The organism is Phenylobacterium sp. Root700, from assembly GCF_001429025.1.
Classification (GTDB): Bacteria; Pseudomonadota; Alphaproteobacteria; order Caulobacterales; family Caulobacteraceae; genus Phenylobacterium.
The window spans coordinates 42,493-55,203 of sequence record NZ_LMHT01000008.1 but is presented as its reverse complement, the minus strand read 5'-3'; the positions used below and the strand labels follow the sequence as shown (position 1 = coordinate 55,203).

The following is a 12,711-nucleotide window of genomic DNA, read 5'->3' as shown; positions in this document are numbered from 1 at the left end:
TCAGGATCACTCCCAAGGCTCACTCAAGCGGCTCGATCGCCACCCCCAGTCACAAACCTTTCCGAAACAAAATCAACGACTTGTCCGCCGCCAACCCCGTCTCCGTCCGGCCCGTTTCCGAGCGAGGGCGGCTTCTACCCATCCTCCCGGTGGGGCGCAACCCCGCACGAACATTTCACGACAGATTCTTTCGAACCCTCGCGCCACGCCCTTGGAAAGCCGGCCCTCAGGCGTCGGCGATCGTGGCCGGGTCGATGGCGTAGACCCGCGAGCAATACTCGCAGGTCACCCGGATCTGGCCGTCATCCTCGACCATCTCGGCGCGTTCGGCCTGATCGAAGGATTTGAGCACGGACTCGATGCGCTCATGCGAGCAGCGGCAGAAGGCCTGCAGCTGCTTGGGCTCGAACACCCGCACGCCATCCTCATGGAAGAGACGGAACAGCAGGGTCTCGGCCGAGATCGTCGGATCCAGCAGCTCGTCCTCGCCAATGGTTTCGAAGAAGGCCTGCGAGCGCACCCAGGCCTCGGCCGTCGAACCGCGCGTATCATCCTCGGCGATGTTCTGGATCAGCATGCCGCCCGCCCGCCAGCGCATCCCCTCCCCGACATCGGCCTGCCCCACGGCCAGGCGCACCCGCGTGGGGGTCTGCTCCGACTGGGCGAAGTACTGTTCGGCGCAGAGGGCGAGCGTCTCGCCCTCAATGGCGGTGACGCCCTGATAGCGGTCCATGTCCGGGCCCTGGTCCACGGTCATGATGAAGACGCCCTCGCCGAGCAAGCTCTTGGCGCCGGGACGCACGAAGCCCTTGGCGATCTCGGCCACCCTATCCTCGTCGAACCGGCAGTAGCCGCGCAACGAGCCGGAGGTGTCGTAATCGGCGACCACATAGCGGACCGGGCCGTCGCCCTGCGCCTGGACGATCAGCCGGCCGTCGAACTTGAGGCTGGAACCCACCAGGGCGGCGAGCGCGCAGGCCTCCCCGAGCAGATTGGCGACCGGTTCGGGATAGTCGTGGCCGGAAATGATCTCGTGGACGGCCGCGCCCATACGAACGAGGCGGCCGCGCACGGACTCCCCTTCGACCTGGAAGGGGGCGACGATGTCATCGGGGGCGATTTGAAGAGCTATGTCGGACATGGTGCGGGCATATAGGGGCGGCGTCCTTCAGTTGCGAGCTTCAGCGCCGCGTGATCGTTAGCCGATCGCGCCGAAACACCAGGCCAGGATCGACTTCTGGGCGTGGATGCGGTTTTCCGCCTCATCCCAGATCACCGACCGCGGCCCATCGATCACGGCGTCGGTCACTTCCTCGCCGCGGTGCGCGGGCAGGCAGTGCATGAAGATCCCGTCCTTGTCGGCAAGCGCCATCAGGCCCTCGTCGACCTGATAGGGCTCAAGGGCCGCCAGGCGCTCGTCGTGGTCGGTGTCGCCCATCGAAACCCAGGTGTCGGTCAGGACGCAGTCGGCGCCGCGCACGGCCTCGCGCGGGTCGTCCGTGGTCATGATCTGGCCCTGCAACTCGGCGGCCCGCGCCAGATCCATCAGATCAGGGTGATAGACCGCCGGGCTGGCGATGTTCAGCTTAAAGCCCAGCTTCGGCGCCGCATGGATGAAGCTCGAGCACATGTTGTTGCCATCGCCCACCCAGGCGAAGGTCCTGCCGGCCACCGGCCCGCGATGCTCCTCGAAGGTCATCAGGTCGGCGATGATCTGGCAGGGGTGCCCCTTGTCGGACAGACCGTTGATCACCGGCACGCTGGAGGCGTAGGCCAGCCGCTCCACGTCCTCGTGGCTGTTGGCGCGCAGCATGATGGCGTCGACCATCCGCGACAGCACCTTGGCGGTGTCCTCGATGCTCTCGCCGCGACCCAGCTGCATGTCGTTGGCCGTGGAGATGATCACGTCGCCGCCCAGCTGGCGCATCGCCGCGTCGAACGAGAAGCGCGTGCGGGTCGAGTTCTTCTGGAAGATCATCGCCAGGGTCCGCTCGCGGGCCGGCGCGTCGCCGTCCACGCGGCCCTGCGGCCAGCCGCGCCGCGCGGCCTTGCGCGCCTGGGCGTCATCGAGGATGGCGCGCAGGTCGGCGGCTTCAAGCCGCCACAGGTCAACGAAGTGTCTCGGCGATTGGGTCATCGACTAGCTCCAACTCCGATCGCCCCGACCATTGGCCGGGGCCCAGTTTCCGCTGGAAGACCGGAGAGCTTGATGTGGCGCCGGCTCGGCGCCGGATCGAACGGGTTAGGCCGCCGCCTTGGCCTTGGCGCGGGCGGCTTCGCAGGCCAGCTCCAACTTGCTGACCGCTTCGCGCGCTTCCTCGAGCGTGAGGGTGAGCGGCGGCAGCAGGCGTATGCAGTTGTCGCCGCCACCGGCGATCAGCAGGTGCTGGTCGCGGGCGTGCTGCATGAACTCGCGGTTCGGCGTGGCGAGCTTCAGGCCCATCAGCATGCCCTTGCCGCGGATATCGACCACGACGTCGGGATAGCGGTCCTTCAGACCGTTGAACTGCTGGGTGAAGTAGCCGGTGACCTCGCGGACGTGGTCCATCAGCTCCGGCTTGGCGAGCTCCTCCATCGAGGCCAGCGCCACCGCCATGGCCAGCGGGTTGCCGCCGTAGGTCGAGCCGTGCGAGCCGACCGTCATGCCGGCTCCCGCCTCGGCGCTGGTGACGCACGCGCCGACCGGGAAACCGCCGCCGAGCGCCTTGGCCAGCGCCAGGATGTCGGGCTTCACGCCATCGGCCCATTCATAGGCGAACAGCTTGCCGGTCCGGCCCAGGCCGCACTGGATCTCGTCGAAGATCAGCAAGGTCCCGGTTTCATCGCAAAGCTGGCGCAGCGCCTTCAGGCTCTGCTCGGACAGCGAACGCGCGCCGCCCTCGCCCTGCACGGGCTCGACGATGATCGCCGCCGTGGTCGGGCCGACGGCCGCCTTCAGGGCGTCCATGTCGTCGAAGGGCAGTTGGACGAAGCCTGGCATCCGGGGGCCGAAGCCTTCCAGATAGGCCGCGTTGCCCGAGGCGTTGACCGAGGCCAGGGTGCGGCCGTGGAACGAGCCCTCGAAACCAATGATGTCGATCCGCTCAACGTCGCCGCGCGCCCAGTGATACTTGCGCGCGGTCTTGATCGCGCACTCGATCGCCTCGGCGCCGGAGTTGGTGAAGAACACCTCGTCCAGGCCGGTCAGGTCGGTCAGCACCTTGGCCAGCTTTTCCTGGCCCGGGATCTTGAAGACGTTGGAGACGTGCCAGAGCTTCTCGGCCTGGTCCTTCACCGCCTGGACCAGCTTGGGGTGGGAGTGGCCCAGCGCGTTGACCGCGATGCCGGCCATGCAGTCGAGATAGGCCACGCCGTCCGTGGTGAACAGTCGCGCGCCTTCGCCTCGTTCAAACGCCAGCGGGGCGCGATTATAGACGCCCATGATGTGGTCGCTGGGAACGGTCGCGGCTTGATGCGCGGTCTTTTCAGTCACGGGGATGGCCCTCCGAAAACGTAATCAGCCCCGCTGCTGGGCGGCGGGGACTGGAAGGCTTGGCGTTTTCCGCTTGGAACGGGGGTCTGTCAATCGTCGGTTCTGTGACAGCCGATAGACGATGGCGACCTGTGGGTTCATGGTCACGGGACCGATCCATGCAGGAGTAGAGCATGAGCCTTCCGCAGACACTCGCCGTCGCCGCCGCCTTGGGCCTTTCGGGATGCGCCTCCATGCAGCCGCCGGCCGGAACAGCGGAGGTGACGGGCTCTGTCATCTATCGCGAGCGGATCATGCTGGCGCCGCCCGGCGTGGTGACCGTAACCCTGGCCGACACCTCGCCGATGGACGCCCCGGCCAAGGTGATCGCCACCCAGGTGATCTCCGACGTCCGCGCCCCGCCGATCAACTTCAAGCTGGCCTATGACCCGGCCAAGATCATCCCCAACCACACCTATTCGGTCTCGGCCCGCATCGAGGTCGACGGCAAGCTGCGCTTCATCACCGACACTCATACGCCGGTGATCACCCGGGGGGCGCCGACCCATGTCGAGATGATCGCCGTGGGCGTGCCGCAGACCTGAACCCTGGGGCCGGCTTCAGGTCTTCAGCTTGTAGCCGGTCTCGAACATCCACATGCACAGGCAGGCGAAGGCGATCACCAGGCCGGCGGTCACGCCGACCCCGGCCAGCAGCGAGCCCTCCGCGTGGCCGATGAAGCCGTAGCGGAACCCGTCGATCAGATAGAAGAACGGGTTGTAGTGACTGGCCGTGCGGAACGGCTCGGGCAGGCGGTCGACCAGGTAGAAGGTCCCCGACAGGAACGTCATCGGCATGATGATGAAGTTGGTCACCACCGCCATGTGGTCGAACTTCTCGGCCCACAGCCCAGCCATAATCCCCAGCATGCCCAGGATCAGCGCCGCGCTGATCCCGAAATAGAGCACCGCCCAAAGATGGGTGATCGGCAGCCAGGCGAAGGGCAGGATCGCCGCGAAGGTCACCGCGCCCACCACCACCCCGCGGGTCGCCGCGCCGAGCGCGAAGGCCAGCACCTGCTCCAGCGGCGTCAGCGGCGGGGTCATGAAGTCGCCGACCAGGCCGTTGAACTTGGCCTGCAGCAGCGATGACGACGAGTTCGAGAAGGCGTTGTTCAGGATCTGCATCATGATCAGCCCCGGCGCGACGAAGATCGCGAAGGGTGTTCCATGGATCGGCGGGGCCGCGCCCTGCACGGCCACCACGAAGACCATCATATAGAGAAGGGCCGTCACCACCGGGGCGGCCAGGGTCTGCATCCCCACCTTCCAGAACCGGCGGATCTCGCGCAGGTAAAGCGTGGTGAAACCGGCCCAGTTGAACCCGTGATAGTCGCGGGGCTGGGGCGGAATGACGGCGTCGGCGGCGGGCATGTCCTTCATGTAAGCCGATGTGCGCTCGCCGCGTTCAGATCGCAAGCGCAGGCCCCGCTTTCCCGGCCGCCAATCGCCCGAAACACCCCCCGAAACGTCCAGTTTTTCGCCGCCCCGGCCGCTCGCCTGTGGAGCGAATTTCGAATCAACGACGCTACATGTGGTTTCTGTGGACGAAGGAGAGGGCGCCTATTGTGGCTATTAAGGAAGTTGTTACGATATCTGGTAGTTGATGGCGGTCAGAAAGTGGGACTGCCACAAGATGTTGATCCCGGCCACCGCGGGGGCGGCGCCGGGACCTTATGCAGCGGGTGGAGGCCAGATATGGGTTGGACTGACGAACGCGTCGAGAGTCTGAAGAAACTCTGGCAAGACGGCCTCTCGGCCAGCCAGATCGCGAAACAATTGGGCGGGGTGACCCGCAACGCCGTCATCGGCAAGGTCCACCGCCTGGGCCTGTCGGGTCGCGCCACGCCGTCGAAGCCGGCTCGCCCGGTGTTCAAGGCGCCGCGTCCGGCGCGTCCCGCCGCGGCTCCGGCCGCGCCGCGTCGCATCGCCGAACCGGCGATCGCCGCCAGCGCACCTGCGCCGGCGCCGGTCCGCTATATCGACGAAGCTCCGGGCTCGGCCACCGTGCTGACCCTGGGCGCGCACATGTGCAAGTGGCCGATCGGCGATCCGTCGAGCGACAGCTTCACCTTCTGCGGTCGTCGCCAGGATGAGGGCGTCTACTGCATGGAGCACGCGCGCGTCGCCTATCAGCCGGTGCAGACCAAGAAGCGTTCGGGCGCCAACGAACTGGCCCGCTCGCTACGCCGCTACATCTAATCCGGGGGGATGGGTTGGGGCGCGTATAACGACGGCACGGCTGTCGACGTACGCGCCCTAACTTCCTCCGGCCCTCTACGCGGGGGGTTGGCTTTGAGGCTCTCGCCGCTATGTCTGCGGTCATGACCGACGTCGAGCCCGACACCGACTCCAACGCCAAGGCCTACTCGGTCTCCGAACTCGCCTTCGCGCTTAAGCGCACGCTTGAAGACGCCTACGGCTTCGTCCGTTTGCGCGCCGAGCTTTCCAAGGTCACCCACCACTCCAACGGGCACGTCTATCTGACGCTCAAGGACGAGCGCTCAGCCATCGACGGCGTGGTGTGGAAGGGATCGGTGAAAAACCTGTCCGTCCGGCCCGAGCATGGGCTGGAAGTGATCGTCACCGGCAAGATCACCACCTACCCCGCCGGGTCCCGCTATCAGATCGTCATCGAGACCATGGAGGTCGCCGGCGTCGGCGCCCTGCTGGCCCAGCTTGAGCGGCTGAAGGCCAAGCTCCAGGGCGAAGGGTTGTTCGACCCGGCCCGCAAGCAGCCGCTGCCGACCATGCCGGCGACGATCGGCGTGATCACCAGCCCGACCGGCGCTGTGATCCGCGACATCCTGCACCGCATCCGCGACCGCTGGCCTTGCCGGGTCATCGTCTGGCCCTGCGTCGTCCAGGGCGACGCCGCCGCCGCCCAGGTCGGTAACGCCATCCAACGCTTCAACGCCCTGCCCCTCGATGGGCCGGTGCCGCGCCCCGACATCTTGATCGTCGCGCGCGGCGGCGGTTCGGTCGAGGATCTGTGGGCCTTCAACGATGAAACCCTGGCCCGCATCGTCGCGGCTGGGACCATCCCGCTAATCTCCGCCGTCGGCCACGAGACCGACACCACCCTGATCGACTTCGTCTCCGACCGCCGCGCGCCGACGCCCACCGCCGCGGCCGAGATGGCTACGCCGGTGCTGCCGGAGCTGCGGGCCTATATCGGCGATCTCTCCAGCCGCCTGCACCGCTGCGGCGGCCGGGCGGTCGAGGATCGCCGGGGACGGGTCGAGCATGCCGGGCGCGCCCTGGCTCGCGTGCCGGATCTGGTGGAGATGGCCGCCCAGCGGTTCAACCTCGCCGCCAGCCGCCTCGGCGCCGGCCTCTCGCGCAATGTCGCCGCCCACCATACCGACTTGGTGCGGGTGTCTTCGCGCCTGTCGCCCAGCCTGCTGCAACGGCCGCAGCAAGTTCACACCGAACGGCTGACCCGATTGCTGGTCCGGATGAAGCCGGCGATGGAGCGCAAGCTGGAGCGCACGGCCGAGCGGCTGACCAGCCTGGGCAAGCTCTACGCCTCGGTCGATCCCAGCGCGCCGCTGAAGCGCGGCTTCGCCCGGGTGCACCGCGCCGACGGCTCCCTGGTCCGCGAGGGCGGCTCGCTGCTCAGCGGCGAAGGCGTGCGGCTGGTGTTCGCCGACCAGTCCCGCGACGCCGTCGTCGATGGACCGGCGAGCGTGGTCGCTCCCCCCATTGCATCTGTCGCGCCGCCCGCGCCCGCCAGGCCGGCGCGCCCTGCGAAGCCCGCAACGACGCCATCCAACCAGGGCGATCTGTTCTGATCGGTTTTGGCGCGCTAGACTGCACGACATGAACGCCCACGACCGCGACCTCACCGGCTCCGACATCGCCTCGCTCCACTATGGCGACGGCGAGTTCGTCGTTCTCAAGCCGGGACGCTACGTGATCTGCGCCGTCTCCAAGGTGAAGATCCCGGTGGAGGCCCTGCGCTACTGGAACCCAGCCCTCCAGGAAGCCTACGCCACGCCGGTAGAAGCATTGGCGCGGTGGAAAGACCTCAATCCCTGACGCGCGCCTGAGCCGCCGCGGGGCGGTTGTCGGGCTGGCCTCGATCGCATTGTCCGCCCCGGCCCGCGCCGCCGAGCCTCTCGCTCTGGCTGGCCGCTATCAGCAGGGCGGCTTCGCCATTGGGCGCACCGCGCCTGGCGCGCAGACGTACCTGGACGGTCAGGCCGTCACCCGCGCCTCGCCGGCCGGCTTCTTCATCATCGGTTTTGACCGCGACGCCAGCGCCCGGTCCACCCTGCGTGTCGCCGGCTCGGAAGGCGAGACCAGCCGCACGCTCGATATCGCCAGGGGCGACTTCGACGTTCAGCGCATCACGGTCGGCCCGGTCATTCCCGGCACGGCCAGCCCCGAGCTGGAAGCCCGCATCGCCGCCGAGAGCCGCCGCAAGGCCGCCGCCTTCGCCAGCCGCTCCGACCGCGACGACTTCCGCAACGGGTTCTCCTCGCCGGTCCGCGATTTCCGGGTCACCGCCCGCTATGGCGGCCAGCGGATCCTCAACGGCGTGCCCCGCCCGCCCCACTACGGGATCGATCTGGCCGCGCCGCGCGGAACGCCCGTCTACGCCCCGGCCGGCGGCGTCGTCCTGCTGGCGGAGAACGGCATGCTCTTCGAGGGCGGGCTGATCATGATCGATCACGGCCAGGGCCTGGTCGCCGCCTACCTGCATCTCAGCAGCGTCGATGTGCTGCGCGGCCAGAGCGTCACCCGAGGCGAGCGCATCGGCGCCGTCGGCGCCACCGGCCGCGCCACCGGCCCGCACCTCTGCTGGCGCCTGAAATGGCGGGGCCGGAACATGAACCCCATGCTCCTGGTCGGCGCCCAGACGCCTGTTTAGCGGCTGATCGCGAACTGAACGCGGAGGTCACACCCCCACTTCGTCATCCTAGGCCTTGTGCCTAGGATGACGAAGGAGGAAGAAGCTCCCAGCTCTCGCTACCGCGCCCGCTTATAGGTCTCGCTGGGCCAGCGCTTATGGGTCCAGAACCATTCGGCCGGCCGCTCGCGCACCCGCTCTTCGATGAAGGCGTTGACCTGGCGCACGCCCGCCTCGATGTCGGCGGTCATGTTGCCGGTGTGCTCCAGGTGGATCGGATCGTGCACCACCACGTGGAAGCGCGCCTTGTGCTTGCGCTGCACCGACATCGGCTGAAGCACCGTATTGAAGCGCAGGGCCAGCCGCGAAGGGCCCGGCGCGGTGTGCGCCATCAGGCCAAACAGCGGCGCGGCCACCCCGCCGTTGAATTTCTGGTCGTTCATCAGCGCCACGGACTCGCCGCGTCCCAGCGCCGCCAGCAGTTCACGCGCGCCGTCGCCGCCCTTCGGCGCGAAATATCGGACCCCATAGCGGAAGCGATAGGCGCGGACCCGCTTCTCCACGTGCGGGTTGTTCATCGCCCGATAGGTGATCTGGCACTGCACGGGCGAATTCACGATGGTCGCGGGCATCACCTCGAAGTTCGAGAAGTGGCCCGAAACGAACACCACCGGCTCCTGTTTGGCGGCGATCTCGTCGAGACGCTGGCCATTCACCACCTCCACGCGGTCCGGCGCGCCGATGATCCGGTCCATGATCAGCAGTTCCAGGAAGGTGCGGCCGGTATTGTCCCACTGCTCGACCAGCAACCGCGCGATCTCGGCCTCGGACGCCTCTGGAAAGACGATGCGAAGATTGGTTTCGGCCACCCGATGCGCCCCGGTCAACGGGCCCAAGGCCTTGAAAAACCACGCCCCGAAGTCCGAAACCGTGTCGACGGGCAATATCCTGGCGAAGGCGATCACCACGTCGAAGGCCATCGCCTCCAATCGCCACAAAATGTCCTGCGCCACCGAGGGCCGAGCCTGCGTCATGCCCTGTAGTAATCGCCTCGTTCCCTGTCGCGCAACGCGAACGGCGCTCGCTTGGCGCGCGACTTGCGAAATTCCCTGCGAGCCGTCTCGCTTTGGGACGGAGGCAAGCAGACGAATGAGGGGGTCATGGAACCCACTGGCAACAACATCGACGTTCACCTGGGCAAGCGCCTTCGCCGGCGCCGGCGGCTGCTGGGTCTGACCCAGCAACAACTGGCGGGCTCCTGCGGCGTTCGCTTCCAACAGATTCAAAAATACGAGTGCGGCGCCAACCGCATCTCGGCGGCTCGCCTCTGGCAGCTGTCCGAGGCGCTGGAGGTTCCCGTCGGGTACTTCTACGACGGCCTGACCGAGGCCGCTCAACGTGAGCACTCGGCTGGCGAAGGCGAGGCCGGCGGCGAAATGTTCGCCCGCAAGGAAACCCTCGACCTGATCCGCGCCTACTACCAGCTCGGCGAACGCCCCCGGCGTCGCCTCCTCGACCTCGCCAAATCGCTTAACGGCGACCACGAGATCGCCTGACGGCTCGCCTCCGTTCGCCTACCGCGATGTCCGGGGGGATATCGCGGAAGCCAGCGGCGAGGTAAAGCGGGAGCCATGCCCGCCTCCACCCTCGCCGCTGGCCGCTTGGCCGAACTCGACAGCTTCCTGATCGAGCTGAACGCCGCCTCCGCGGAGGTGATCCTGCCGCTCTATCGGGCCGACCACGGCCTGGAAGACAAGGGTGGGGCCAAGGGCTTCGATCCCGTCACCGCCGCCGACAAGGGCGCCGAGGTCGCGATCCGCAAACTGATCGCCGAGCGCTATCCCGACCACGGGGTGATCGGCGAGGAATATGGCGAGGACCGCCCGGACGCAGAGTTCGTCTGGGTGCTGGATCCCGTCGACGGCACCCGCGCCTTCATCGCCGGCCTGCCGCTGTGGTGCACCCTGATCGGCCTTCGGCACAACGGCCGCCCGGTCCTGGGCTCCATCGGCCAACCCTATCTGGATGAGATCTTCCTCGGCCACGCCGGAGGATCGCGCCTGATCGCGCGCGGCGAGACTCGCCGATTGCAGGTTCGCCCCTGCCCCAAGCTGACCGACGCCATCATCGCCACCACCGACCCGGAGGCCTGTTTCGACGGGCCCGAGCTGGGCGCCTGGACCCAGGTGCGCGCTGCCGCCCGCCTCGCGCGGCTGGGCTGCGACGCCTACGCCTACGCCATGGTGGCGATGGGCAAGATGGACATGGTGATCGAGGCGGGACTGAAGTCCTGGGACATCGAGTCGGCCATCCCGCTGATCGAGGGCGCGGGCGGCATGGTCACCGACTGGCGCGGCCAGCCGGTGGGTCAGCACGGTGGACAGATCGCCATCGCCGGCGACCGGGCCTGCCTCGACGAGGCCCTGGTCGCCCTACGGCGTTCGGCGAAGTAGCTACTTCTTCGGCGCGGCGGCCTTCTTGGCGGCCGGCTTGGCGGCCGGCTTGGCGGCGAACTTCGCGGCAGCCGCCTTCGGCGCGGCCGGAGCCTTCACCGCAGCGGGTTTCGCCGCAGGCTTCGGAGCCGCAACCTTGGCGGCGGCTTTAGGAGCTGCGGCCTTAGGAGCCGTAGCCTTCACCGCGGGCTTCTTGGCTGCGGCCGCCTTCGGCGCGGGCGCCGCCTTCGTCACAGCCGCCTTCGGCGCGGCGGCCTTGGCCGCAGGAGCCTTGGCCGGGGCCGGGGCCTTCTTCGGAGCGGCCTTGGCGACTTCAGCCTTCTTCGGCGCGGCCGGCTTGGCGGCGGCCTTCGCGGCGGCGGGCTTCGCAGCAGCCGGTTTCGGAGCAGCGGCCTTCGCGGCCGGCTTCTTGGCGGCGGCGGGCTTGGCGACAGGCGCCGGGGTCGGCGCGGCGGCGGCTGCCGGAGCCGGGGCAGGTGTCGGAGCGGGCGCGGGCGTCGGAGCAGGAGCCGCCGCCAGCGGTTGAGGCGCAGGGGCCGCGGGTTTGGCGGCGGGCGCAGGAGCAGGCGCCGACTTGCCCAGCAGGGCGTCGAGCGCACGCAGGAAGATGTTCCGCATAGTGTCCGTCTCCATCAGAATTTCGTGGTACGCGCCTGGAGCACTGATGAACTCGCCCTTGGGCAGGTTCTTCGCGACGGCGCGTTGAGCGTCGTTGTCGACGAGCTTGTCTTGTTCGGCTGAAACGATGACGACCGGAATCGTCACGTTTTTCAAGTTCGCGGGTTGAGCCAGATAGGCTGTCGCGCGGAATGCGAAATCGAGCCAACCCCAGGTCGGACCGGCGAGGTCCAAGTCTGGATAGGCCGCGACCTGCGCCTTGGCCCGCTCATAGCGCACCCGGTCGTGGGTTAGCACGTTGTTTTCGAAGGTTTCTGAGGAACCCGGCGGCCGCGCGAACCGACCGGCCCGGCCAAGCAGCACATTCAGGCCGGCCACGACGCGCGCGATCCCCGATGGAATGCCGCCGGTGAGCAGGCCCAGCATCGGGGCCGACAGGATCGCGCCCTCGAACCGCTTGGCCTGGCCATGCGCCAGGGCCAGCAGAGTCAGGCAGCCGCCCATCGAGTGGCCGATGGCGAACCAGGGCTTGGGCAGCTGATCCTCGTAGGCGCCCAGCAGGGCGTGGTAGTCGGCGAGGAAGGCTTGATAACCGTCCGCATGGCCGGCCCGGCGGTCCTTCAGTTCACGATGCGACAGCCCCTGGCCGCGCCAGTCGTGAACCAGCACCACGAAGCCGCGGCCGGTCAGATCCTCGATCGTCTCGAAATACTTCTCGATCGGTTCGGTGCGCCCGCCGCTAAGCACGACGGAGCCGCGCGCCGCGCCCTTGGCCGGGAACAGCGCCGCGCGCAGACGCGCGCCGCCCGCGCCCACGAACCACTCGGCCTTCCCGCCGGCGGGAACCGGCGCGCTCGGGATCGAGATCAGCGGGGCGTCGGTCATGACAGCTTCGAAAACAGGGCCTGCATCTGAGGCTGCAGCGACATCGCCAGCCCCATGTCCGACACCTTGAGCCGCCCGGTGATCACCGCGGTCATCGGATTGAGCTCGCCCTTGCCCAGGGCCTTCAGGTCCCGCTGGCTGATCGACACCGTCAGATCCGCCGGCTTGTCGTCGTTCGACACCTGCGCGCCGTCGATATGGATGATCCCTTCGCCGCGCAGATCGACCTTGAACGACTTGCCCAGCCCGGAGTCTTCGCCCACGGCCGCGCTCACGCGTTCGGTCAATTCCTGCAGGGTCGTCGTCATGGGCGCAATCTCACATCAATGTGAGCGCCACCTTCGCCTCAAGCGCGAGCCAAGTAAACGGCGCGCCTAGGGTTTGAACGGC

14 protein-coding genes are annotated in these 12,711 nt (G+C 67.9%); 7 read left to right on the top strand and 7 right to left on the bottom strand.

The annotated features are described in order from the left end of the window. Positions 1-226: 226 nt before the first annotated feature. The 3 genes from ASE02_RS03965 to ASE02_RS03955 all read right to left on the bottom strand — a co-directional run bounded on the left by ASE02_RS03965 (position 227) and on the right by ASE02_RS03955 (position 3,421). Complete coding sequence (locus ASE02_RS03965; RefSeq protein ID WP_056731377.1) at positions 227-1,141, bottom strand: Hsp33 family molecular chaperone; 915 nt, start codon at positions 1,139-1,141, stop codon at positions 227-229. A gap of 57 nt (positions 1,142-1,198) precedes the next feature. Then, positions 1,199-2,137, bottom strand: a complete 939-nt coding sequence (argF, locus tag ASE02_RS03960) for an ornithine carbamoyltransferase (RefSeq protein ID WP_056731376.1) — start codon at positions 2,135-2,137, stop codon at positions 1,199-1,201. A 105-nt stretch (positions 2,138-2,242) separates the two neighbouring features. Continuing rightward, positions 2,243-3,421, bottom strand: coding sequence for an aspartate aminotransferase family protein (locus tag ASE02_RS03955; protein WP_056731389.1), 1,179 nt, complete (start codon positions 3,419-3,421; stop codon positions 2,243-2,245). Between the two features lie 224 nt (positions 3,422-3,645). Between ASE02_RS03955 and ASE02_RS03950 the strand changes: the two genes are divergently transcribed. After that, positions 3,646-4,056 (top strand): YbaY family lipoprotein, encoded by a 411-nt coding sequence (locus tag ASE02_RS03950; RefSeq protein ID WP_082601866.1) that lies wholly within the window; start codon positions 3,646-3,648, stop codon positions 4,054-4,056. Between the two features lie 15 nt (positions 4,057-4,071). On the opposite strand, the gene ASE02_RS03945 is transcribed toward ASE02_RS03950, so the two are convergent. After that, positions 4,072-4,893: an ABC transporter permease gene (locus ASE02_RS03945; protein WP_056731374.1), complete on the bottom strand. Its 822-nt coding sequence runs from the start codon at positions 4,891-4,893 to the stop codon at positions 4,072-4,074. Between the two features lie 315 nt (positions 4,894-5,208). Between ASE02_RS03945 and ASE02_RS03940 the strand changes: the two genes are divergently transcribed. The 4 genes from ASE02_RS03940 to ASE02_RS03925 all read left to right on the top strand — a co-directional run bounded on the left by ASE02_RS03940 (position 5,209) and on the right by ASE02_RS03925 (position 8,386). Beyond that, complete coding sequence (locus ASE02_RS03940) at positions 5,209-5,712, top strand: GcrA family cell cycle regulator (protein WP_056731372.1); 504 nt, start codon at positions 5,209-5,211, stop codon at positions 5,710-5,712. 122 nt (positions 5,713-5,834) lie between these two features. Further along, positions 5,835-7,304 carry an exodeoxyribonuclease VII large subunit gene (xseA, locus tag ASE02_RS03935; protein ID WP_056731370.1) on the top strand — a complete coding sequence of 490 codons (1,470 nt, stop codon included), beginning with the start codon at positions 5,835-5,837 and terminating at the stop codon, positions 7,302-7,304. A gap of 28 nt (positions 7,305-7,332) precedes the next feature. Continuing rightward, positions 7,333-7,551 (top strand): DUF2093 domain-containing protein, encoded by a 219-nt coding sequence (locus tag ASE02_RS03930; RefSeq protein WP_056731368.1) that lies wholly within the window; start codon positions 7,333-7,335, stop codon positions 7,549-7,551. A gap of 49 nt (positions 7,552-7,600) precedes the next feature. Then, entirely contained in the window at positions 7,601-8,386 is a 786-nt protein-coding gene (locus tag ASE02_RS03925) for a M23 family metallopeptidase (protein ID WP_235536605.1), read from the top strand. Positions 8,387-8,484: 98 nt separating this feature from the next. Here ASE02_RS03925 and ASE02_RS03920 read toward each other — a convergent pair whose 3' ends face one another. Beyond that, a complete protein-coding gene (locus tag ASE02_RS03920; RefSeq protein WP_056731365.1) occupies positions 8,485-9,399 on the bottom strand; it encodes a lysophospholipid acyltransferase family protein in 915 nt (304 codons plus the stop codon). Between the two features lie 126 nt (positions 9,400-9,525). On the opposite strand from ASE02_RS03920, the gene ASE02_RS03915 reads away from it, so the two are divergent. Next, positions 9,526-9,921 carry a helix-turn-helix domain-containing protein gene (locus tag ASE02_RS03915; RefSeq protein WP_056731363.1) on the top strand — a complete coding sequence of 132 codons (396 nt, stop codon included), beginning with the start codon at positions 9,526-9,528 and terminating at the stop codon, positions 9,919-9,921. 75 nt (positions 9,922-9,996) lie between these two features. Next, entirely contained in the window at positions 9,997-10,818 is an 822-nt protein-coding gene (gene hisN / locus ASE02_RS03910; protein ID WP_056731360.1) for a histidinol-phosphatase, read from the top strand. Here hisN and ASE02_RS21930 read toward each other — a convergent pair whose 3' ends face one another. Continuing rightward, entirely contained in the window at positions 10,819-12,321 is a 1,503-nt protein-coding gene (locus ASE02_RS21930) for an alpha/beta fold hydrolase (RefSeq protein ID WP_082601865.1), read from the bottom strand. Beyond that, complete coding sequence (locus ASE02_RS03900) at positions 12,318-12,629, bottom strand: SCP2 sterol-binding domain-containing protein (protein ID WP_056731358.1); 312 nt, start codon at positions 12,627-12,629, stop codon at positions 12,318-12,320. The genes ASE02_RS21930 and ASE02_RS03900 overlap by 4 nt, the downstream gene beginning before the upstream one ends. Between the last annotated feature and the right edge of the window lie 82 nt (positions 12,630-12,711).

Coding starts and splice junctions, on each gene's coding strand:
- ASE02_RS21930 (WP_082601865.1), bottom strand. CDS start 12,321: ATGACCGACGCCCCGCTGATCTCGATCCCGAGCGCGCCGGTTCCCGCC.
- ASE02_RS03930 (WP_056731368.1), top strand. CDS start 7,333: ATGAACGCCCACGACCGCGACCTCACCGGCTCCGACATCGCCTCGCTC.
- argF (WP_056731376.1), bottom strand. CDS start 2,137: ATGACCCAATCGCCGAGACACTTCGTTGACCTGTGGCGGCTTGAAGCC.
- ASE02_RS03945 (WP_056731374.1), bottom strand. CDS start 4,893: ATGAAGGACATGCCCGCCGCCGACGCCGTCATTCCGCCCCAGCCCCGC.
- ASE02_RS03900 (WP_056731358.1), bottom strand. CDS start 12,629: ATGACGACGACCCTGCAGGAATTGACCGAACGCGTGAGCGCGGCCGTG.
- ASE02_RS03940 (WP_056731372.1), top strand. CDS start 5,209: ATGGGTTGGACTGACGAACGCGTCGAGAGTCTGAAGAAACTCTGGCAA.
- ASE02_RS03965 (WP_056731377.1), bottom strand. CDS start 1,141: ATGTCCGACATAGCTCTTCAAATCGCCCCCGATGACATCGTCGCCCCC.
- ASE02_RS03950 (WP_082601866.1), top strand. CDS start 3,646: ATGAGCCTTCCGCAGACACTCGCCGTCGCCGCCGCCTTGGGCCTTTCG.
- ASE02_RS03920 (WP_056731365.1), bottom strand. CDS start 9,399: ATGACGCAGGCTCGGCCCTCGGTGGCGCAGGACATTTTGTGGCGATTG.
- ASE02_RS03955 (WP_056731389.1), bottom strand. CDS start 3,421: ATGGGCGTCTATAATCGCGCCCCGCTGGCGTTTGAACGAGGCGAAGGC.
- xseA (WP_056731370.1), top strand. CDS start 5,835: ATGACCGACGTCGAGCCCGACACCGACTCCAACGCCAAGGCCTACTCG.
- ASE02_RS03915 (WP_056731363.1), top strand. CDS start 9,526: ATGGAACCCACTGGCAACAACATCGACGTTCACCTGGGCAAGCGCCTT.
- hisN (WP_056731360.1), top strand. CDS start 9,997: ATGCCCGCCTCCACCCTCGCCGCTGGCCGCTTGGCCGAACTCGACAGC.